General features: G+C 63.8%; 18 protein-coding genes and 2 pseudogenes. 15 read left to right on the top strand and 5 right to left on the bottom strand.

Features of this window, described 5'->3' with window-relative positions; translation table 11 throughout:
- Position 1: 1 nt before the first annotated feature.
- Complete coding sequence (locus tag AC5IG3_RS09105) at positions 2 to 2,749, bottom strand: cation-translocating P-type ATPase (RefSeq protein WP_491905977.1); 2,748 nt, start codon at positions 2,747 to 2,749, stop codon at positions 2 to 4.
- Positions 2,750 to 2,894: 145 nt separating this feature from the next.
- On the opposite strand from AC5IG3_RS09105, the gene AC5IG3_RS09100 reads away from it, so the two are divergent.
- The 5 genes from AC5IG3_RS09100 to AC5IG3_RS09080 all read left to right on the top strand — a co-directional run bounded on the left by AC5IG3_RS09100 (position 2,895) and on the right by AC5IG3_RS09080 (position 7,608).
- Complete coding sequence (locus AC5IG3_RS09100) at positions 2,895 to 3,650, top strand: TetR/AcrR family transcriptional regulator (RefSeq protein WP_491905976.1); 756 nt, start codon at positions 2,895 to 2,897, stop codon at positions 3,648 to 3,650.
- Between the two features lie 68 nt (positions 3,651 to 3,718).
- Complete coding sequence (locus AC5IG3_RS09095) at positions 3,719 to 4,276, top strand: TRAP transporter small permease (RefSeq protein ID WP_491905975.1); 558 nt, start codon at positions 3,719 to 3,721, stop codon at positions 4,274 to 4,276.
- Between the two features lie 33 nt (positions 4,277 to 4,309).
- Complete coding sequence (locus tag AC5IG3_RS09090; protein WP_491905974.1) at positions 4,310 to 5,590, top strand: TRAP transporter large permease subunit; 1,281 nt, start codon at positions 4,310 to 4,312, stop codon at positions 5,588 to 5,590.
- Positions 5,591 to 5,697: 107 nt separating this feature from the next.
- On the top strand, positions 5,698 to 6,693 hold the full coding sequence (locus tag AC5IG3_RS09085; RefSeq protein ID WP_491905973.1) for a TRAP transporter substrate-binding protein: 996 nt from the start codon (positions 5,698 to 5,700) through the stop codon (positions 6,691 to 6,693).
- A gap of 9 nt (positions 6,694 to 6,702) precedes the next feature.
- On the top strand, positions 6,703 to 7,608 hold the full coding sequence (locus AC5IG3_RS09080) for a shikimate dehydrogenase (RefSeq protein WP_491905972.1): 906 nt from the start codon (positions 6,703 to 6,705) through the stop codon (positions 7,606 to 7,608).
- Between the two features lie 4 nt (positions 7,609 to 7,612).
- Here AC5IG3_RS09080 and AC5IG3_RS09075 read toward each other — a convergent pair whose 3' ends face one another.
- The gene (locus AC5IG3_RS09075; protein WP_491905971.1) at positions 7,613 to 8,365 is read right to left on the bottom strand and encodes a TetR/AcrR family transcriptional regulator; all 753 of its coding nucleotides are present in this window, start codon (positions 8,363 to 8,365) and stop codon (positions 7,613 to 7,615) included.
- 104 nt (positions 8,366 to 8,469) lie between these two features.
- On the opposite strand from AC5IG3_RS09075, the gene AC5IG3_RS09070 reads away from it, so the two are divergent.
- The 9 genes and pseudogenes from AC5IG3_RS09070 (at position 8,470) to AC5IG3_RS09030 (ending at position 17,999) form a co-directional block, all read left to right on the top strand.
- A complete protein-coding gene (locus AC5IG3_RS09070) occupies positions 8,470 to 9,642 on the top strand; it encodes an isovaleryl-CoA dehydrogenase (protein WP_491905970.1) in 1,173 nt (390 codons plus the stop codon).
- 11 nt (positions 9,643 to 9,653) lie between these two features.
- Positions 9,654 to 11,276 (top strand): carboxyl transferase domain-containing protein, encoded by a 1,623-nt coding sequence (locus AC5IG3_RS09065; RefSeq protein WP_491905969.1) that lies wholly within the window; start codon positions 9,654 to 9,656, stop codon positions 11,274 to 11,276.
- A gap of 13 nt (positions 11,277 to 11,289) precedes the next feature.
- Positions 11,290 to 13,293 carry an acetyl/propionyl/methylcrotonyl-CoA carboxylase subunit alpha gene (locus AC5IG3_RS09060; RefSeq protein ID WP_491905968.1) on the top strand — a complete coding sequence of 668 codons (2,004 nt, stop codon included), beginning with the start codon at positions 11,290 to 11,292 and terminating at the stop codon, positions 13,291 to 13,293.
- A 72-nt stretch (positions 13,294 to 13,365) separates the two neighbouring features.
- Positions 13,366 to 14,268, top strand: a complete 903-nt coding sequence (locus AC5IG3_RS09055; RefSeq protein ID WP_491905967.1) for a hydroxymethylglutaryl-CoA lyase — start codon at positions 13,366 to 13,368, stop codon at positions 14,266 to 14,268.
- A 570-nt stretch (positions 14,269 to 14,838) separates the two neighbouring features.
- Positions 14,839 to 15,432, top strand: coding sequence for a hypothetical protein (locus tag AC5IG3_RS09050; RefSeq protein WP_491905966.1), 594 nt, complete (start codon positions 14,839 to 14,841; stop codon positions 15,430 to 15,432).
- 224 nt (positions 15,433 to 15,656) lie between these two features.
- Positions 15,657 to 16,210, top strand: a pseudogene (locus tag AC5IG3_RS09045) (ParA family protein).
- Positions 16,211 to 16,214: 4 nt separating this feature from the next.
- On the top strand, positions 16,215 to 17,027 hold the full coding sequence (locus AC5IG3_RS09040; protein WP_491904994.1) for an IS5 family transposase: 813 nt from the start codon (positions 16,215 to 16,217) through the stop codon (positions 17,025 to 17,027).
- A gap of 71 nt (positions 17,028 to 17,098) precedes the next feature.
- Entirely contained in the window at positions 17,099 to 17,545 is a 447-nt protein-coding gene (locus tag AC5IG3_RS09035; RefSeq protein ID WP_491905965.1) for a hypothetical protein, read from the top strand.
- Entirely contained in the window at positions 17,538 to 17,999 is a 462-nt protein-coding gene (locus tag AC5IG3_RS09030; RefSeq protein WP_491905964.1) for a hypothetical protein, read from the top strand. Before AC5IG3_RS09035 ends, AC5IG3_RS09030 begins: the two co-directional genes overlap by 8 nt.
- A 722-nt stretch (positions 18,000 to 18,721) precedes the next feature.
- On the opposite strand, the pseudogene AC5IG3_RS09025 reads toward AC5IG3_RS09030, so the two are convergent.
- Positions 18,722 to 18,910: pseudogene (locus tag AC5IG3_RS09025) on the bottom strand (DUF1415 family protein); the annotation flags it as partial.
- A 19-nt stretch (positions 18,911 to 18,929) separates the two neighbouring features.
- Between AC5IG3_RS09025 and AC5IG3_RS09020 the strand changes: the two are divergent.
- On the top strand, positions 18,930 to 20,087 hold the full coding sequence (locus tag AC5IG3_RS09020) for a DNA alkylation repair protein (RefSeq protein ID WP_491905963.1): 1,158 nt from the start codon (positions 18,930 to 18,932) through the stop codon (positions 20,085 to 20,087).
- Here AC5IG3_RS09020 and AC5IG3_RS09015 read toward each other — a convergent pair.
- Both AC5IG3_RS09015 and AC5IG3_RS09010 read right to left on the bottom strand, forming a co-directional pair.
- Complete coding sequence (locus AC5IG3_RS09015) at positions 20,041 to 20,592, bottom strand: DUF1415 domain-containing protein (RefSeq protein WP_491905962.1); 552 nt, start codon at positions 20,590 to 20,592, stop codon at positions 20,041 to 20,043. The genes AC5IG3_RS09020 and AC5IG3_RS09015 overlap by 47 nt on opposite strands.
- On the bottom strand, positions 20,589 to 21,299 hold the full coding sequence (locus AC5IG3_RS09010) for a riboflavin synthase subunit alpha (protein ID WP_491905961.1): 711 nt from the start codon (positions 21,297 to 21,299) through the stop codon (positions 20,589 to 20,591). The genes AC5IG3_RS09015 and AC5IG3_RS09010 overlap by 4 nt, the downstream gene beginning before the upstream one ends.
- Positions 21,300 to 21,325 lie beyond the last annotated feature (26 nt).

Raw genomic sequence — 21,325 nt, 5'->3', positions numbered from 1 at the left:
GTCAGGCCTTGCGGCGGCGCCAGGCTTTTTCCAGCTCCACCGCCAGCATGACCACCGCCGCGCAGGCCAGGCAGAGGCCGAGCTGGCCTGCGCTCAGCGCCTGGGTGTGGAACACCGCCTGCAGCGGCGGCGCGTAGATCACGGCGGCCTGCAGCAGCAGGCTGGCGAGCACGGCACCGGTCAGCGGCAGGTTGCTGAAGGGGTTGAGGCGCCAGATCGGCTCGGTCTCCGAGCGGATGGCCAGCACGTGCGCCAGCTGTGCCAGCGTCAGCACGGTGAACACCATCGTCTGGCCGTGGTCTTCGCCGTGCATCACGCCCCAGGCCTGCACGCCCAGGCACAGCGCGCCGATCAGAAGGCCGACCCACAGCGTGTGCTGCCACAGGCCGCCGGCAAACAGGCTCTCGCCCAGCGGGCGCGGCGGGCGCTGCATCACGCCGCGCTCGGCCGGCTCGGCGGCCAGCGCCATGCCGGGCAGGCCGTCGGTGACGAGGTTGACCCACAGGATCTGGATCGGCACCAGCGGCAGCGGCAGGCCGAGCAGCGGCGCGAGCGCCAGCGTCCAGATCTCGCCCGAGTTGCCCGTCATCACATAGCGCACGAACTTGCGGATGTTGTCGTAGATGCGCCGGCCCTCGCGCACCGCGCCCACGATGCTGGCGAAGTGGTCGTCCAGCAGCACCAGCGCGGCGGCCTCGCGCGCCACGTCGGTGCCGCCCCTGCCCATGGCCACGCCGATGTCGGCGGCCTTCAGCGCTGGTGCGTCGTTGACGCCATCGCCCGTCATGGCGACGTACTGGCCGCGCGCCTGCAGCGCCTGCACGATGCGGATCTTCTGCGCCGGGTCGACCCGGGCGTAGACCCGCACACGGTCGACTTCCGCCGCGAACTGGCCGTCATTGAGGGCGGCCAGTTCCGGCCCGGTCAGCAGCAGCGCGTCGTCATCGGCGGTGATGAGGCCCAGCCGCCGCGCAATCGCCAGCGCGGTGGCGGGGTGGTCGCCGGTGATCATCACGGGCGTGATGCCGGCGGCACGGCACTGCGCCACGGCGTCGGCGGCCTCGGGGCGGGGTGGGTCGATCAGGCCGATCAGGCCCAGCAGTTCCAGGTCGCACTCGACGACCTCGGCGTCCAGCGTGGCCGGGGAGGCATGCAGGGCGCCCGACGCGTCGTGCGCCAGCCAGCGGCGCTGCGCCAGGGCCAGCACGCGCAGGCCCTGGGCGGCCAGTGCGTCGGCGCGGGCTTGCCAGGCGGTGGTCTGGCTGCCGGTCTCGTCGTCGAGTTCCTGCTGGAACAGACTGCAGCGTGGCAGCACGGCCTCCGGTGCGCCTTTGCAGACCAGCAGCCAGCCGCTGTTGTGGCTATTGCAGGTCTTGTGCAGCGTGCTCATGCGCTTGCGCACCGAGTCGAACGGCCATTCATGCTCGCGCGGCAGGCGGCTGCGCCAGCGTGCCACGTGCAGCCCGTAGGCCTGCGCGCCTTCGAGCAGCGCGGTCTCGGTCGGGTCGCCCAGCCAGGGCGTGGCGTCGGCGTCGTGCGTGGCCGGGTAGGCCTGCGCGTCGTTGCACAGTAGCGCGGCCCGCCACAGCGCCACGCTGGCGGTGCGCGAGGCCACTTCGGCGCCAAGTTCTGCCGTTGCAGGGGCCGCTTCATCAGGCGCGGCCAGGGCGCAGGCCACGCTCATGCGGTTCAGGGTGAGCGTGCCGGTCTTGTCCGAGCAGATGACGTTGACCGAACCCAGCGTCTCGACCGCCGGCAAGCGCCGCACCAACGCCTGTGCCTGTGCCATGCGCCGGGCGCCGAGCGCCAGCAGCACGGTGACCACGGCGGGCAGCGCCTCCGGAATCGCGGCCACGGCCAGGCTCAGGGCGGTGAGCGCCATCAGCAGCGGCGGCTCGCCGCGCAGCAGGCCCAGGCCGAAGAGCGCGCCGCAGATCAGCAGCACCAGCAGCGACAGGCGCCGCCCCAGCGCGGCCAGCCGCTGCTGCAGCGGGGTGGCGCGTTCGGGTGCGGCGGTCATCAGGCGGGCGATCTGGCCCAGCTCGGTGCCCATGCCGGTGGCCACCACCAGCCCGACCGCCCGGCCGTTGGTGACCAGCGTGCCCTTGTAGGCCATGTTGCAGCGGTCGCCCAGCGGGTGTTCGCCTTGCGGCAGCGCGGGCAGGGTGGCGTCATGCTTGTCGGCGCTGACCGACTCGCCCGTCAGCGCCGATTCATCGATGCGCAACTGCCGGGCTTCATGCAGCCGCAGGTCCGCCGGCACCAGGTTGCCGGCTTCGAGCAGCACCACGTCGCCGGGCACCAGGTGCTCGGTGTTGATCTGCTGGTGCTGGCCGTCGCGCCGCACCGTGGCCTGCGGTGCGGCCAGGCTGCGCAGCGCGAGCAGCGCCCGGTCGGCGCGCCATTCCTGCGCCACGCCCATCACGGCGTTGAGCACCACGATGACCAGGATCACGCTGGCGTCCAGCGCTTCGCCCATCAGCGCCGCGATCAGCGCGGCCGCCAGCAGAACCAGGATCATCACGTCGCTGAACTGGCGTGCGAACCGGCGCGCCAGGCTGGGCGGCGCGGCTTGCGCCAGCGCGTTGCTGCCGTGGGTGTCGATGCGACGCGCCGCTTCCGCCGTGTCGAGACCGGTGACCGGATCGACCGCCAGATGCTGTGCCAGCGCTGTGCTGCTCTGCAGGTGCGCGGCCGCAGGCGATTTCTGCGGATGGGCGTCCGGGTGTCTGTGGGGGCTTGGACTCATGAAACTGCAGTGAGCTGCATCACGTGATGCGCCGGGGGCGCGAAACGATGCGTGAACGATGCATAGAAAGGAGCCTAGTTTGGCACCCTGGTTTGGCCGGGCATTGAGCGCAGCCGCCCGGCTTGCGTTTATGCTTGCCCCCGCCATGAACCAAATCGTACAAAACTCCAAACCGAGCCGGGCCAAGGCGGCCCAGAAGAGCGTCGAGCAAACGACCCTTGGGGTCAGAAGCACTGTCGTGGCCGACCCGGCTTCAACCGCTGCACTGCCGGTGGACACGGGCCGCATCAACGACCCCGAGCGCACCATGGCCAACATCCTGCAGGAGGCCACCGCCGAGTTCGCCGACAAGGGTTTATCCGGTGCCCGGATCGACGAGATCGCCGCCCGCACGCGCACCAGCAAGCGCATGATCTATTACTACTTCGGCAGCAAGGAGGGGCTCTACATCGCGGTGCTGGAGGAGGCCTACCGGCGCATCCGGCGCATCGAGGCCGACCTGCATCTCGACGAACTCGGTCCCGAGCAGGCCCTGCGCACGCTGGTGGGTTTCACCTACGACTACCAACTCGGCAACCCCGATTTTGTCCGCCTGGTGATGAACGAGAACATCCACCGCGGCGAGTTCATGGCCCAGTCCAAGACCATCCAGGACCTGAACGTGCCCGTCATCAACGCGGTGCGGGCGGTGTACGAGCGCGGCGTGGTGGCGGGCGTGTTCCGCCCCGACGTGGATGCCATCGACCTGCACATGTCGATCTCGGCGCTGTGCTTCTTCAACGTCTCCAACCGGCACACCTTTTCGCTGATCTTCAAGCGCGATCTGGACAGCCTGGCGGCGGTGGCGGCGCGGCGCGAAAACATTGTCGAGATGGTGGTGCGCTTCGTGCGCAAATCCTAGGGTTTTTACTGATCTAAAAACTAACCAGTTCGTACATTATTCGTCTCGGCTCAAACGAGGAGAGTACTGTGACGAAACTGATGGAACGCTACTGCCGCGCGCTCGAGTGGCTGCTGGTGCTGATGCTGGTGGCAATGGTCGTGCTGGTGTTTGGCAACGTGGTGATGCGCTACGCCTTCAACTCGGGCATCACCGAGTCCGAGGAGCTCGCGCGCTGGCTGTTCGTATGGATGACCTTCCTGGGCGCCATCGTTGCGCTGCGCGAACACGGTCACCTGGGCACCGACATGCTGACCTCGCGACTGCCGGTGGCGGCCAAGCGCGTGTGCGTCGTCATCAGCCAGATCATGATGCTCTACGTCACCTGGCTGCTGTTCTCCGGCAGCCTGGCTCAGGCCAAGATCAACTGGGACGTCGAGGCGCCCGTGACCGGCATGTCGGTGAGTATTTTCTACGCCTCGGGCGTGGTGTTTGCCGTCTCCAGCGGCGTGCTGCTGCTGATGCAGCTCTGGCGCGTTCTGAGCGGCCAGGCCAGCGAGTCCGAACTCACCATGAGCCAGGAATCCGAGGACATGGCGCAAGTCGAGGCCCTGCACCTCAACCAGAGCATTACTTTCAAAAAGTAAGCCCCATCCAGATCAAGCAAGAGGCCTCCGACCATGACTGTCTTCATCTTCCTCGGCTCCCTGCTGGCCGCGATGGCCTTGGGCGTGCCCATTGCCTACTCATTGCTCCTGTCCGGCGTCGCCCTGATGTGGCACCTGGACTTGTTCGACGCCCAGATCCTGGCGCAGAACGTCATCAACGGCGCCGATTCGTTCCCTCTGCTGGCCGTGCCTTTCTTCATGCTCGCTGGCGAGATCATGAACGTCGGCGGCTTGTCCAAGCGCATCGTCAACCTGGCGCTGACCCTGGTGGGTCACAAGCGGGGCGGCCTGGGCTTCGTCGCCATCGTGGCGGCCTGCCTGCTGGCGGCGCTGTCGGGTTCGGCCGTGGCTGATACGGCCGCATTGGCGGCGCTGCTGCTGCCGATGATGGTGCGCGCGGGCCACAACAAGGCCACCGCAGGCGGCCTGATCGCCTCGGCCGGCATCATCGCCCCCATCATTCCGCCCTCGATCGGCTTCGTGATCTTTGGCGTGGCCGCCAACGTGTCGATCAGCAAGCTGTTCCTGGCCGGTATCGTGCCGGGCCTGCTGATGGGCCTGAGCATCGCCGTGACGTGGTACTTCGTGTCCAAGAAGGAAAACATCGCCCCGCCGCCCAAGTCCACCTGGGCCGAGCGCATCAAGGCGCTCAGGGAGGCGACTTGGGCGCTGGTGCTGCCGGTCATCGTCATCGTCGGCCTGAAGTTCGGTGTGTTCACGCCGACCGAGGCCGCCGTGGTGGCGGCGGTGTACGCGCTGATCGTCTCGACCGTGGTCTACGGCGAGCTGAAGCTGCACCAGTTGCATGAAGTGTTCGTGTCGGCAGCCAAGACCACGGCAGTGATCATGTTCCTGGTGGCTGCCGCCATGGTCAGCGCCTGGCTGATCACCGTGGCCGACATCCCGGCCAAGATGATCTCGCTGCTTGAGCCCTTCATGGGCAACCAAACGCTGCTGCTGATCGCCATCATGCTGCTGGTGATCGCGGTGGGTACCGCCATGGACATGACGCCGACCATCCTGATCATGACCCCGGTGCTGATGCCGGTGATCAAGGCCGCGGGCATCGACCCGGTCTACTTCGGCGTGCTGTTCATCATGAACAACGCGATCGGGCTGATCACCCCGCCGGTGGGCACGGTGCTCAACGTGGTGGCAGGCGTGGGCAAGATGAAGATGGATGAGGTCACCCGTGGCGTGCTGCCCTTCATGACCGCGCAGTTCATCGTCATGTTCCTGCTGGTGCTGTTCCCGTGGCTCGTCACCGGACCTGCCAAGTGGCTGGCCAACTGAGACAACGTCGGGCCGGTTCTGTCCACCGCGTTGTGGGTTGGACCGTTCCTTCCATCGTTTTCCTCAATCGTTCCTGATTCACCCCCGTCCTTCACTAGGAGACAACCATGAAGCGTTTGTTCATCAAGACCGTTCTGGCCCTCGCGGCCGTCGCCACCTGCGGCATCGCTGCTGCGCAGGAGAAGACCTTCAAGTTCGCCATGCAGAACCCGAAGGGCCACCCGCTGGAGATCGGCGCGCAGAAGTTCGCCGAACTGGTCGCTGCCAAGTCGGGCGGCAAGATGAAGGTCAACGTCTTCCCCGGCGGCACGCTGGGCGGCGACGCGGCCAACGTCTCGGCACTGCAGGGCGGCACCATCGAGTTCGTGCAGCTGAACTCGGGCATCCTGGCCTCGCAGGTCAAGGACTTCGAGGTCTATGACTTCCCCTTCCTGTTCGCCAACGCCAAGGAAGCCGACGCCATCGTCGACGGCCCGGTCGGCCAGAAGCTGCACGCCAAGCTGGCCGAGAAGGGCATCATCGGCCTGGCCTATGTGGAGTTGGGCTTCCGCAACATCACCAACAGCAAGAAGCCGATCAACACGGTGGAAGACATCGCGGGTCTGAAGCTGCGCGTCATCCCCAACGCGATCAACGTCGACTGGGTCAAGACCCTGGGCGCCAACCCCACGCCCATGGCCTTCCCCGAGGTCTATGCCGGTCTGGAGCAGAAGGCCATCGACGGCCAGGAAAACCCGCTCAGCGTGATCCTCGCCAACAAGCTGTTCGAAGTGCAGAAGAACCTGGCCGTGACCAACCACCAGTACAACCCGCAGTCCATCATCTTCAGCAAGAAGGTCTGGGACACCCTGACCCCGGCCGACCAGAAGGTGCTGCAGGACGCCGCCAAGGAAGCCAGCGCCTACCAGCGCAAGGTCAACCGCGACAAGTCGGCTGACGACCTGCAGGAGCTGAAGAAGGCCGGCATGGCCGTGACCGAGTTCAACGCTGCCGAGCAAGCCAAGCTGCGCGCCAAGCTCGAGCCGGTGATCGCCAAGCACGGCGCGGCCATCGCTGCGACCGTGGCTGAAGTGCAGGCCGAACTGGCCAAGCTCCGCAAGTAAATCCAGTCCATGAGCGAGAACACGGGCATGAACCAAGCACCCGCCACCAAGATGCTGCTGGGCCTGATCGGCTCCGGCATCCAGCGCTCCCTGACGCCGGCCATGCAGGAAGCGGAGGCCGCCCACCACGGCCTGCGCCTGCACTACCAGCTGATCGACCTGGATCGCACCCAAGGCAGTGCGGCCGATCTGCCCGTGTTGCTCCAGGCAGCCCGCACCATGGGCTTTGCCGGACTCAATATCACCTACCCGTGCAAGCAGGCAGTGATTCCGCTGCTGGACGACCTGTCGGACGAGGCCCGCGCCATGGGTGCGGTCAACACGGTGGTCATCCAGGGCGGCAAGCTGGTCGGCCACAACACCGACGGCTCCGGCTGGGCGCGCGGCTTCACGCGTGCCTTGCCTGAGGCGGACCTGAGCCGCGTCGTGCTGCTCGGCGCTGGGGGTGCCGGTGCGGCCATTGCGCATGCCGTGCTGCGCCTGGGGGCCCAGCAACTGCGCATCAAGGACGTCGATCCGGTGCGCGCCGCCGCGCTGGCCGACGAACTGAACCGCCTCTACGCCACGCCCGACGCGCCGCGCGCCAGCGCGGCGGGCGACCTGGCCGACGCCATGTCTGACGCCACCGGCCTGATCCACGCCACCCCCACCGGCATGGACAAGCTGCCCGGCCTGCCGCTTGACGCCGCTCTGCTGCGCCCGGACTTGTGGGTGTCGGAGGTGGTGTATTTCCCGCTGGAGACCGCGCTGCTCAAGGCGGCACGCTCCATCGGCTGCTCGGTCTCGACCGGCGGCGGCATGGCGGTCGGTCAGGCCGTGGGCGCGTTCGAGCTGTTCACCGGCCTGACGCCCGACGCCAGCCGCATCGAGGCGCATTTCGAGCGCCTGGTCACGGCGCAAGCGCAGAAGGCTTGAGCCTCTAGGCGGCCCGCGCCAGCGCCTCGGCCACCTCGGCCTTGAGGCGCCGCAGGCCCGCCAATTCGGCCTCGGGCGCGGCCAGCGCGCTCCATAGCAGCGCCACCAGCTGCTCTGACGTGGCGTCGATCTGCGCGGCCACGTCGCCCGGCGGTGTCTGGCCGACCTGGCCGGCTTGGCCGATCACCTCCCACAGGATGTGCTCCATCGGCCCGAGCACCATCGATCGCATCAGCCGCAGCGGCAGGTCGGCGCGCAACTCGCCGCTGGCCTGGCCGCGCGCCAGCAGGTCCATCAGCGGCGCGGTGTAGCGACGCTGCAGCGGCATGAAGCTGTCGCCCAGCTCCGGCCCCTTTGCACGGCCTTCCGACAGCACCAGCGCGCACAGCCCCGTGCCCTGGACCAGAAACAGCCGCAGGTGCGTGCGCACCATGAACGCCAGCTGCTCGCGCACCGGGCGCTCGCGCGGCAGGCCGCTTTCCATCACCGCAATGATCTCGTCGTACCAGTCGCTGATCACGCGCACGCACAGCTCGCGTTTGCCGCGGAAGTAGGTGAACACCGTCGCCTCGCTGATGCCCAGGCGCTGGGCGATCTCGGTGGTGGTGGTGCGCTCGTAACCCAGCTCGGCAAACACCTCGCGGCCCACGCGCAGGATGTCGCGGATGCGCTGCTCGCTCTTGGCGCTGGCGGCGCTGCGGCGCACGGGCGTCGGTGCGGGCTGTTCAACAAATGAAGTCTGATCGTCGTTCGGCATGAATTGAGTATCACTCAATTCATCGGGTTTGCATTGTTGCGGTGCGTCTGGTCGGGTGCTAGATTTCGGCTGTTGCTGAGCTTGACTCAATAAGGAGACCGCCGATGTTTGAATCCACCTTCACCTTCCCGCTGGGCGAGGACATCGCGGCACTGCGCGACGCCGTGCGCGACTTTGCCCAACACGAGATCGCGCCGCGCGCGGCCGACATCGACCGCGCCAACGAGTTTCCGGCCGACCTGTGGCGCAAGCTCGGCGACCTGGGCGTGCACGGCCTCACGGTGCCCGAGGCCGACGGCGGCACCGGCATGGGCTATGTGGCGCACATGGTGGCGATGGAAGAAGTCAGCCGCGCCAGCGCCTCGGTCGGCCTGAGCTACGGCGCGCACAGCAACCTGTGCGTCAACCAGATCAACCGCAACGGCACGGCGGCTCAGAAGGCCAAGTACCTGCCCGGCCTGATCAGCGGCGAACACGTCGGCGCGCTGGCCATGAGCGAGCCGGGCGCCGGCTCCGACGTCGTCAGCATGAAGTTGCGTGCCGAGAAGCGCGGCGATCGTTACGTGCTCAACGGCAGCAAGATGTGGATCACCAACGGCGGCGACGCCGACACGCTGGTGGTCTACGCCAAGACCGAACCGCAGATGGGCGCACGCGGCATGACCGCCTTTCTGATCGAGAAAAGCTTTGCCGGCTTCACGCACGGCCAGCACCTCGACAAGCTCGGCATGCGCGGCTCCAACACCTTCCCGCTGTTTTTCGAGGACTGCGAAGTGCCTGAAGAAAACGTGCTCGGCGGCGAGGGCAACGGCGCCAAGGTGCTGATGAGCGGCCTGGACTACGAGCGCGTGGTGCTGTCGGGCGGCCCGCTCGGCATCATGGCCGCCTGCCTGGACGTGGTCGTGCCTTTCGTCCACGAGCGCAAGCAGTTCGGCCAGAGCATCGGCGAGTTCCAGTTGATGCAGGGCAAGTTGGCCGACATGTACAGCACCTTCCAGGCCTGCCGCGCCTACGCCTACGCGGTGGCGCAGGCCTGCGACCGCGGCGACCACAGCCGCACGCTGCGCAAGGACGCCGCCGGCGTGATCCTCTACACCGCCGAGAAGGCGACCTGGATGGCCGGCGAAGCGATCCAGGCGCTCGGCGGTGTCGGCTACACCAATGACTACCCGGTCGGGCGCCTGTGGCGCGATGCCAAGCTCTATGAGATCGGCGCCGGCACCAGCGAAATCCGCCGCATGCTGATCGGCCGTGAGCTGTTCAACGAAACCTGCTGAGGAAGCGGCCCATGCCCGTCATCACCTCCAAGCTCAACCCGCGCTCAGCCGACGCGCTGGTCAGCGCTGCCGCGATGCGCGCGCTGGTCGACGACCTGAATGCCCGGCTCGCCAAGATCGCCCTCGGCGGCGGCGAGGCTGCTCGCGCCAAGCACCTGGCACGCGGCAAGCTGCTGCCGCGCGACCGGGTCGAGATGCTGCTCGATCCCGACACGCCATTCCTGGAAATCGCACCGCTCGCCGCGCTCGGCATGTACCCGGAGAAGGACGGTGCCGACGCCGCGCCGTGCGCCGGCATGGTCGCCGGCATCGGCCGGGTTTCGGGCGTGGAATGCCTGATCGTCTGCAACGACGCCACCGTCAAGGGCGGCACCTACTACCCGCTGACGGTCAAGAAGCACCTGCGTGCCCAGGAGATCGCGCAGCAGAACCACCTGCCGTGCATCTACCTGGTCGACTCGGGCGGCGCCAACCTGCCCAACCAGGACGAGGTCTTCCCCGACCGCGACCACTTCGGCCGCATCTTCTACAACCAGGCGCAGATGAGCGCCGCCGGCATTCCGCAGGTCGCCGTCGTGATGGGCAGCTGCACTGCGGGCGGCGCCTACGTGCCGGCGATGAGCGACGAGACCGTCATCGTCAAGAACCAGGGCACGATCTTCCTGGGCGGCCCGCCGCTGGTGAAGGCCGCGACCGGCGAGGTCGTCAGCGCCGAAGACCTGGGCGGCGGCGACGTGCACACGCGGCTATCCGGTGTGGCCGACCATCTGGCCGACAACGACATGCATGCGCTGGCCATCGCCCGTCAGATCGTCGCCAACTTGAATTGGCGCAAGGACCAGCCGCTGCGCCTGGCCGAGCCGCGCCCACCGAAGTTCGACGCCGAGGAGCTGCTGTCCGTCATCCCGACCGACACCCGCAAGCCGTTTGACGTGCGCGAAATCATCGCCCGCATCGTCGATGGCAGCGAGTTCGACGAGTTCAAGGCCCGCTACGGCGCCACGCTGGTCTGCGGCTTCGCCCACATCGAGGGCATGCCGGTGGGCATCGTCGCCAACAACGGCATCCTGTTCACCGAAAGCGCCAACAAGGGTGCGCACTTCATCGAGCTGTGCTGCCAGCGCAAGATTCCGCTGGTGTTCCTGCAGAACATCACCGGCTTCATGGTCGGGCGCAAGGTCGAGAACGAGGGCATCGCCCGCGCCGGCGCCAAGATGGTGACGGCGGTGGCCTGTGCCAACGTGCCGAAGTTCACTGTCATCATCGGCGGCAGCTTTGGCGCCGGCAACTACGGCATGTGCGGCCGGGCCTACAGCCCGCGCCTGCTGTGGATGTGGCCGAACGCGCGCATCAGCGTGATGGGTGGCGAGCAGGCCGCCAGCGTGCTGGCCACCGTCAAGCGCGACGGCATCGAGGCCAAGGGCGGCGCTTGGACGACCGACGAGGAAGAAGCCTTCAAGAGCCCGATCCGCCAGCAGTACGACGTGCAGGGCCACCCGTATTACGCCAGCGCCCGGCTGTGGGACGACGGCGTGATCGACCCGACCGACACCCGCCGCGTGCTCGCGTTGGGCCTGTCGGCCAGCCTGAACGCGCCGATTCCGGATGCGAAGTTCGGCGTGTTCCGGATGTGATGGGGGCCTCACCATGTTCAAGAAAATCCTGATCGCCAACCGCGGCGAGATCGCCTGCCGCGTGGCCGCCACCGCCCGCCGCCTGGGCGTGCAGACCGTCGCGGTCTACTCCGATGCGGACGCCGACGCCGCTCACGTCAGGGCCTGCGACCAGGCCGTGCACATCGGCGCCTCCGCTGCCCGCGACAGCTACCTGCAGTGGCAGCACATCCTCGATGCGGCCAAAGCCACTGGCGCGCAGGCCGTGCACCCGGGCTACGGCTTCCTGAGCGAAAACGAGGATTTCGCCCGCGCCTGCGCCGACGCCGGCCTGGTCTTCATCGGCCCGCCGGTGGCCGCCATTGCCGCCATGGGCAGCAAGTCCGCCGCCAAGACGCTGATGGAACGCGCCGGTGTGCCGTTGGTGCCCGGCTACCACGGTGACAACAACGAGCCCGATTTCCTGCTCGCCCAAGCCGAGCGCATCGGCTTCCCGGTGCTGATCAAGGCCAGCGCGGGCGGCGGCGGGCGCGGCATGCGCCGGGTCGAGCGGGCTGAGGACTTCATCGCCGCGCTCGCCTCCTGCCAGCGCGAGGCCTCGGCCAGCTTCGGCAACGACCACGTGCTGGTCGAACGCTACGTCACCCGCCCGCGCCACATCGAGATCCAGGTCTTTGGCGACACGCAGGGCCAGTGCGTCTACCTGTTCGAGCGCGATTGCTCGGTGCAGCGCCGTCACCAGAAGGTGCTCGAAGAAGCGCCCGCGCCCGGCCTGAGCGCCGCACGCCGCGCCGAGATGGGCGCAGCTGCAGTCGCTGCGGCCCAGGCCGTGGGCTACGTCGGCGCCGGCACGGTCGAGTTCATCGCCGAGCCGACCGACGACGGCGACCTGCGCTTCTACTTCATGGAAATGAACACGCGGCTGCAGGTCGAGCACCCGGTCACCGAGGCCATCACCGGCTTCGACCTGGTCGAGTGGCAATTGCGCGTGGCCGCTGGCGAGCCGCTGCCTGCCGCGCAGACGGACTTGCGCATCCACGGCCACGCCATCGAGGCCCGCATCTGCGCCGAGAACCCCGACGCGAACTTCCTGCCCGCCACCGGCACGCTCGACGTGCTGCGCTGGCCGGCGCATGTGAGCTTCGAGCGCGGCCCGGTGCGGGTCGATGCCGGCGTGCGCCAGGGCGACGCCATCAGCCCGTACTACGACTCGATGATCGCCAAGCTGATCGTCTGGGGCGAAGACCGCGCCCAGGCGCTGGCGCGGCTCGATGCGGCGCTGGCGCAGACGCAGATCGTCGGCCTGCACACCAATGTGGCGTTCCTGCGCCGCGTCGTCCGCAGCGCGGCGTTTGCCGGCGCGGATCTGGACACGGCGCTGATCGAGCGCGAACGCGCCGTGCTGTTCGACCAGCCCGGCCTGCCGCTGCTGCTGGCCGCCGCCGGTGTGGTGGCGCACGCGGTGCAAGCCGAGGCCGCGCTGCAGGGCGCTGACCCGTGGTCACGCCGCGATGGATGGCGCCTGCACGGCGGGGCGCGGCGGCGCTTTGATCTGCGCGTCGGGCGCGAACACCACGTCGCAACGCTGGAGCGCCGCCACGACGGCGGCTTGCGCCTGAGCGTGGGCGCTGACGGTCGTGTGGACAGCCGCACGCTGCAGGTGCGCTCGCTGGGTGACAGCCGCCACGACATCACGCTGGGCGACGAGCGTCACACGCTGGACGTGCACGTGCAGGGCGAGCGCGTCACGGTGTTCGGCCACGGCGGCTCGCTGGAACTGCTCGATTTCGACCCGATCGCCCATGCCGGCGAGGGCGCGCACGAAGGCGGCCGCCTGACCGCGCCGATGCCGGGCAAAGTCGTCGCGCTGCTGGCCGCCGTGGGTGATGCCGTCCAGCAAGGCCAGGCGCTGGCGGTGATGGAGGCGATGAAGATGGAACACACGCTGACGGCACCGCGCGATGGCGTGGTGGCCGAACTGCTCTACGCCGTAGGCGATCAGGTCGGCGAGGGCGCGGAGTTGCTGCGGCTGGCATGAACTGGTCCGCCGCCCGTACACCATCGTCATTCCCGCGAAGGCGGGAATGACGGAATCAGAAAGAATCCACCCATGAACCTTCCCTCCCACGTCAAGATCGTCGAAGTCGGCCCCCGCGACGGCCTGCAGAACGAAAAGCAGCCCGTCGCTGCCGCGCACAAGATCGCGCTTGTCCACGCACTGCAAGCCGCCGGCCTGCGCGAGATCGAGGTCACCAGCTTCGTCAGCCCGAAATGGGTGCCGCAGATGGCCGACAACGCCGAAGTGATGGCCGGCATCACCCGCCAGCCCGGCGTGCGCTATTCGGTGCTGACGCCCAACCTGAAGGGCTGGGAAGCCGCGGCGCTGACGCAGCCCGACGAGATCGTCGTCTTCGGCGCCGCCAGCGAGGCCTTCAGCCAGCGCAACATCAACTGCGGCATCGCCGAATCCATTGAGCGCTTTGCGCCGGTGGTCGCGGCGGCGCGTGCGGCGGGCGTCAAGGTGCGCGGCGCGATTTCCTGCGCGGTCGGCTGCCCGTACGAGGGCGACGTGGCGCCGTCACAGGTCGAACTCGTCGCCCGCCTGATGCGCGAGATCGGCGTGCAGCACGTCGGCGTGGCCGACACCATCGGCGTCGGCACACCGCGCCGGGTGCAGGCGGCGCTCGAAGCCGCGCTCAAGCACTTTCCGCTCACCGAAGTCAGCGGCCATTTCCACGACACCTACGGCATGGCGCTGGCCAACGTCTACGCCAGCCTGGAAGTCGGCATCAGCACCTTCGACACCAGCGTCAGCGGCCTGGGTGGCTGCCCCTACGCCAAGGGCGCGACCGGCAATGTGGCGACCGAGGATGTGGTGTATCTGCTGCACGGGCTGGGTATCGAGACGGGGATTGATCTGGATGCGCTGATTGATGCAGGTCAGGCGATGCGGGCGGTGATCGGTTCGGTCAATGGGTCGCGGGTGGCGAGGGCGGTGTTGGCCCGGCGCTGAAGCGGGCGCGTAGGCTTGATGGCTCAGGGTTGAATTTTCTCTAGTGGGTCCTTCTAAAAAACCTCAGTTTTCAGCACGCTTCCGCATGTACGTCGTTGATTTACATAGGACAAGTTGCTTAAAAAGAGTCGATTTCTGAGGTTTCAAGAAGTACCCCAGTGGTCTTGAGATGGCGTTTCCGTGAAAAAGTATGTGGTGCTTATGTCACTGGCGTAACTCTGTTATGTGCGTAGTCTGTGTGGCTGCGCGAAAAAGCAGTACGCAATTTATCCAGCGGCTGTGTCGCTGACGAGTACAAACCAGAGCATGGCGGTGCGGTGTCTGCGCTGCAAAATTTAGGCCGTATAACGTACCGTACGCCATCCCCCTAAAGGAGGAGCGGCTTAGGCTTTCCAGAGGGGGTGTTTGCCGTTATCCTGACGTAAATTGTCATGGTGTGATCGTATTGAACGTCACTTAAGCAAGCTGATTGTGACGCCTAAATGTAGTTAGGCCGAACTTCGTGACCGCATGGTTGTTAATCGGCATTAAATCTCAACCAATTAAAATACCAAACACAGGAGTCAAGGTGTGACAAACAACTTCCACGAGCCATTTTCCCCTAATGGCTGCGACGACTACAAAGCAAAGTGGTGCGAAATAGAAAGGGTCAGACAGGAAAATTCTATCACCAACTGGATATATGTTGGATACGACATTAGGTTTAAATATATAGCAAAAATTGGACTGACCACCGGAAATCTTGGGACGAGGGCAAGTAGCAGCCAAAATCCGTATTACACGCTACTTTGTGCATTCAAAATCAAGGATGAAGTTTCGCCTGGCAAGGTAAGCGAGATTGAACTATCAGTCATAAATTTCTTAAGTCAAGAATACGAGCGCATATCGCATGCAACCACAGGTAGACATTCAGAGTGGTTTCACATAAATCCCGAAGAAATGGCAAAAGTCGTTGAGATTTTTCTTATTGATAAATATTTTTCCAAAATGCTTTGTTTCAATGATTCCGAGTATGGAGAATTCATACATTCATGGAAAAGCAAAATAAATCGCAAGGAAAAATTGCAAAATAAATATCAAGTAAATTATTTTGGGCGCCCCGCCACAATGCCGGAGTGCTTTATGCCTGGAGGATGTGGAGCAGACTGCAACTGCTGGAACTGATTTTTTAAAAACGCGGTTTCACGCATCAAGTGCAACACACAAAAGGCAGATCATGGTAAACAAAACACCCTTTCACTTCGTGTACCAGCATAACTGTTGGTTTAACGCGGATTCTAATACTGGCCATGTCTTCGATATTTTGTGGCCATAATTGGTGTCATCCGCTCTCCAGTCAGTCTAGGCGTTGGTCCTATCAATAAATCCGCATATTAAAAAGGAAGATTATGCCTAAAGTAATTACGTTTTACAACCACAAAGGTGGTGTTTCAAAAACGACAACAATATTTAATCTTGCTGTTTATCTTGCGGAAAAAAGAATTTGAAAATATTACTTGTTGATGCAGACCCGCAGAGTAATTTGACTGAGAGTTTTTTCTCTCCTGAGGTCGATGGCAAGGATGATGATCTTCCGGGAACCTCAATTTATCAGGCGCTAAAACCAAGATTTGAAGGCTCCGCTGCAAAAATTGACGTCAGAACCTTGAGGCTTCCTCGACATACTTCGTGCAAAAATTTGCAAATACTCAGGGGTGACTGGAATTTTAGTCTTGCTGAAAGATATTTCTCAAATGCACTTGCTCTGGCAATAACTGAGAGTGTCCATGAAAAACATACTTACAATGTGCTTCACAATCTGTTTCAAGACTTAATCGCCACTCATGGGTTTGACCATATATTAGTTGACTTGGGCCCCTCCAGTGGCGCGATTACAAACTTGGCGCTTCTTAGAGCGTGTTATGAACTTGCCGCAAGCCGTCCGGCGCTGAAGATAAGCTGACCCCGTGACCCGAAAACCCTACCCGAGCGACATCAGCGAAGAGGAATGGCATTTCGTGGCGCCGTACCTGACGCTGATGGATGTCAATGCCCCGCAGCGCCGGCACGACCTGCGCGAGGTGTTCAACGCGCTGCGCTGGCTGGCGCGCGCGGGAGCCCCTTGGCGACTGCTGCCGCACGACTTGCCGCCTTGGCAGATGGTCTACCAGCAGTTCCGGCGCTGGGACGAGTCGGGCTGCTTCGAGGCGATGGTCGCTGACATGCGCTCGGTCATCCGGGTCAGCGAAGGCCGTCAGGGCCAACCCAGCGCGGTGATTTTGGACGGGCGCACGCTGCAAAGCAGTTGCGAGAGCGGGGTGCGAGCCGGCTACGACGGCTACAAACGCCGGCGCGGCAGCAAGGTGCACATGGCCGTCGACACGCTGGGGCAGTTGATTGCGATGACGGTTACACCGGCCGACGAGCAGGAGCGCGCCCAGGTCAAGGCGCTGTGCGAGGCGGTGCAAGTGGCCACCGGCGAGACGGTCAAGCTGGCGTGGGCGGACCAGGGCTACACGGGCGAACAGGCCCGGCAAGACGCCCAGGCAAGCGGTATCGACCTGCAAATCGTCAAACTTCCCGAGGCAAGGAAGGGATTTGTTTTGCTGCCCCGGCGCTGGGTGGTCGAGCGCAGTTTCGGGTGGCTGTCGCGGTTTCGACGGCTCAGCCGCGATTTCGAGCGCTTGCCTCAGGTGCTGGCCAGTTTGCATTTTGTGGTCTTCGCCATCCTCATGCTTCCCAAGGCCGCAGCGGTGCTGGCTTCGGGTGGAAGTTCATAACACGCTCTAGTTGTGATGGATATTTTATACCTGTAACGCCAGACAGGTTTTGCGCACAGGCTGTTGAAGCGTTGGCCCGGCTTATTTCCGTTTGGATTGATCGACACGAAAAAACTGTCGCCACCTTCCCGGCGTTTGGATTCTCAAGTTTCCCTGGGAAGCCAATTTTTCTTGGAGCAGTAAGCCAGAACTTTAAAGCATATGCTGGTCGTACTAGAAGACCTTACCAGTATTGGGAGAAGGAGATTCTTAATGTCTTACAAAATAATCTGATTGCCACGTTGCCACACCGAAATGGAAGCGATCAGTACATCAGCACTATTCGTGACTTTGGTGGTCTTGTACCTGTTGCGCATATTGTTGGGAAGGCAATATTTGATCTCAATAAAGATGATACTAAACTAGCCTCCGCTGAAGGTGCTGCTTGGCAAGGTGTAGCACTTGATAGTTGGCTGGCTCGTGCTGCCGAGTATGGTGCGGAGATCGATAAAATCGCGGAGGTGGTTGTCAATGGCTGATTATTCATACATTGCGTTCTTGGATATATTGGGTTACAAAAATCTTTTGGATCATGATATAAAAAATGGAACGCAAATATTTAAAGGAAAAATGATCGAGGCGTTTAGGGTTCTCGATGATGTGAATCAAGCAAAATTCGCACACAAGGTTATATCTGACTCAATATTCGTGAGTTGCTCTGACAGAGAGGCTGCGCCTGAGTTGATGAATATTCTCGGTAGGGTTTTTGTTGCCTTTCTTGAGAAAGGGTTGCTAATTCGTGGTGGGGTTTCATATGGAGAGCATTTTCAAAATCAAACGATCACATATAGTCCGGCGCTCACAAAAGCATATTTACTGGAGTCTACTGTGGCAGATTTTCCAAGAATAATGATTGACCAGAATATTGTTGACATGTTTCCAAACCTAAAAAAACTCGAGCAGTTCTTAGGTCTGGTAGGAGTTGGTATTTAAATATTGCTAATAAAGAAAACTATGAAAGCGTTTGGAATTTTGCTTGCTCAGCGCATCAGGCAAATATAGATGTAATAAACGGTAGTGAGAAGGTGCGCATCAAACATCGCTGGCTGCAAGATTTTCTTATTGAGGTCGGTCATGTAGTCAATGCTCCAGTAAAAGAGAGATATATAAAAATGTTTGACTCAATCGAAAATTGAGATGGGTTTATATAGTGGTTGGGCTAATTGTCGATTCATCGTTGACGCCAGCATGGGCTATGCCGCAGGAATTTTCATTGCCCATGTTGGTGCCCTCCGCGCTTCGTGCGCTGGTGACGGTCTACCAAGGTATTAGGCCTAATTTCTGCCCTAGCTCTACTGCGACTTGCTAGACACATTGCTCAAGCGTCGTCGGCCTAACATGGGTCATCGGCGGCAGCAAATTGGTTTACCGCTTGTGTCTCATAAATAACCCGCAATATTTTGATGTCGTCGTGCTTGTACACAGTTTTGACGCTGTCCCGCAGCGTTTTCAGGGTTTTTCTAAAAACCTCAGGTTTCAGCATGTCACCGCATGTAAGCTATTGATTTACATAGGACAGGTTGCCTAAAAAGAGTCGATTTCTGAGGTTTCGAGAAACGCCCTTTAGGGTGGCTCAGACCGTACAGCCGACAACCCACAGCAGCCGAGTCGTCGCAGGTATCTCTCCGCCGCGCTCACCTCGCAAACAATTTATTTCATCCCTTCAGTCCCAGCTTATTGAGCGTCTCGATATTGCGCTCATAGATATCGGCGACGGCGGCTTCAATGCTGTCCTCGCGCAGCAGGTGCAGCGTCGGGTAGGGCGCGCGGTTGCTGAAGTTCTCGATGTCGTCGGCGCAGGCGCCGTCGAACTGGTAGTCGGGGTGGAAGCTGGCGACTTGCAGGGCGTCGACAATCCGCGCCATGGCCGAGCCCTTCAAGAACCTCCTGAACCCGAACGTGATCGCGGCCATGGACACGCACCTGGCGCGCGTCTGTGGTGACTTCGACCGCGCAACCTTTGTCGCCATGGCGCAACGTGATCTGGCGTCGCTGGCCCTGAAAGCGCGCGCGATGCAGTTGGCCGACGCGCTGGAGCAGGCACTGCCGGCTGACTTTGCCGTGGCTGCGCAGGCCTTGGTCGATGCGCTGGGCCCGGCCGGACAGGGCGATGACCTGCCCGAGGCGAGCAGTGCGGCGGGTTTGTCGGGCTGGGCAGTCTGGCCGATGGGTGAGTTCATCGCCCGGCGGGGCTTGGCGCAGCCCGATGTGGCGCTGGCGGCGCTGCATGCGTTGACGCAGCGCTTCAGCGCTGAATTTGCGATCCGGCCTTTCATTGCCGCGCACCCGCAACTCAGTCTGGCCACGCTGGCGCGTTGGGTGGACGACCCGAGCGCGCATGTGCGGCGGCTGGTCAGCGAGGGCAGCCGGCCGCGCCTGCCCTGGGGCTTGCAGCTCAAGGCGCTGGTGGCCGATCCGCGTCCGACGCTGCCGCTGCTGGCGGCACTGCAGGACGACCCGAGCGCCTACGTGCGCCGCTCGGTGGCCAATCATTTGAACGACATCGCCCGCGATCATCCGGCCCTCGTGGCCGACTGGCTGCAACGCCATCTGCCCGGCGCGCCCGCACCCCGCCGGGCGCTGTTGCGGCACGCCAGCCGCACGTTGATCAAGCGGGGTGATGCCGCGGTGCTGGCCGCGTGGGGTCTGGGCACGGCGCTGGAGGGGCAGGCCACGCTGACGGTGGCGCCGTCAGCGATCGAGCTGGGCGAGGCGGTGGCGTTGACGGTGCGGCTGGCCTCGACCGCATTGCAGCCGCAGACGCTGGAGGTCGATTACGTGGTGCATCACGTCAAGGCCAACGGCAACGTTTTGCCCAAGGTCTTCAAAGGCTGGCGGCTGACGCTGGCGCCGGGCGAGGTGCGGCTGCTGGAGCGCCGGCATGCGGTGCGCCCGATCACGACCCGGGTGTATTACCCCGGCTGGCATCACGTTGACCTGCAGGTCAACGGTCAGGTGTTGGCGCAGGCCGGGTTCACGCTGCGAACAACTTCTTCCACCCCGCCAGCCCCAGCTTGTTGAGCGTCTCGATGTTGCGCTCATAGATGTCGGCCGCGTCCGGGAAGGCGGCGACGGCCGCTTCGATGCTGTCTTCGCGCAGCAGGTGCAGCGTGGGGTAGGGCGAGCGGTTGCTGAAGTTTTCGATGTCGTCGGCGCGGGTGCCGTCGAACTGGTAGTCGGGGTGGAAGCTGGCGACTTGCAGGATGCCGGCGAGGTCGAGTTCCTCGACGGCGCTGTCGGCCACCTCCAGAAAGTCGTTGTAGTCCATGAAGTCGCCCAGCACGTGCGGGTGGATCAGCAGCGTGGTCTCGATCTTCTCGGGCGAGGCCTCGGCCAGCGTTTCCAGCTCGCGCACCAGGTCGGCCAGCAGTTCTTCGTCGGTGGTGGCGGCGCTCACCACGTAGCGGATCTGTTCCTTGACGTGCACCGCCTTGGCGAAGGGGCAGAGGTTGAGGCCGATCACGGCGCGTTCCAGCCAGGTGCGGGTGGCGGTGATGACGGCGTCATCGGTAGGGATCGTGCTCATGCGGAATTCCGGTCGGAGAAATCGGAAAAAAGGGCGGCGACGTCGACGCCGCGCTCGGCCAGCAGCGCTTCCAGCGCGGGCAGCAGCGGGCCGATGCGCTCTTCGACGGCGTCGCGCACGGTGTCGACCAGGACCTGGGTCTGGCGCTCGATCTCGATGTTGAGCGCGTCGCCGGGCTGCTTGGCGCCGAAGGTGGTCTGGCGCAGGGTTTCGGGGATCAGCCAGATCTCGAACCAGCCTTCACGCCGGTTGGCTTCGGCCACCGTCAGGCTGGCGCCGTTGACGGCGATGTAGCCCTTGGCGAAGACGTAGCGCATCCACGCCGGGGGCACGGCGATGCGCAGCACGTGGTTGTTCTCGGGGCGGCGCACGTCGGCCAGCGTGGCCTGGAAGTCGACGTGGCCCGAGATCGGGTGGCCGCCGATCTCGACACCTTCGCGCGCGGCGCGCTCGACGTTGATGCGGCTGCCGACTTGCAGCGTGCCCAGCGTGGTCAGCGCCAGGCTTTGCTGCATGACGTCGAAGTCGGCCCGCTGGCCACCTTCATGGGCGGTGACGGTCAGGCAGACGCCGTCGCAGGCGACGCTGGCGCCGATCTCCTGGCCTTGCAGGAAGCCACTCGGGAATTCGAGCGTGAAGCTGCGCAGACCGGGGCGGTCGGTGATGGCCACGACGGTGGCGACGGCTTGGACGATGCCGGTGAACATGGATGCAGCTCGGGCTAGAAGGTGAA

The organism is Leptothrix sp. (in: b-proteobacteria) (assembly GCF_965250675.1).
Taxonomy (GTDB): Bacteria; Pseudomonadota; Gammaproteobacteria; order Burkholderiales; family Burkholderiaceae_C; genus Sphaerotilus.
The sequence above is the reverse complement of the archived record's forward strand: the minus strand, read 5'-3'. Positions and strand labels throughout refer to the sequence as shown.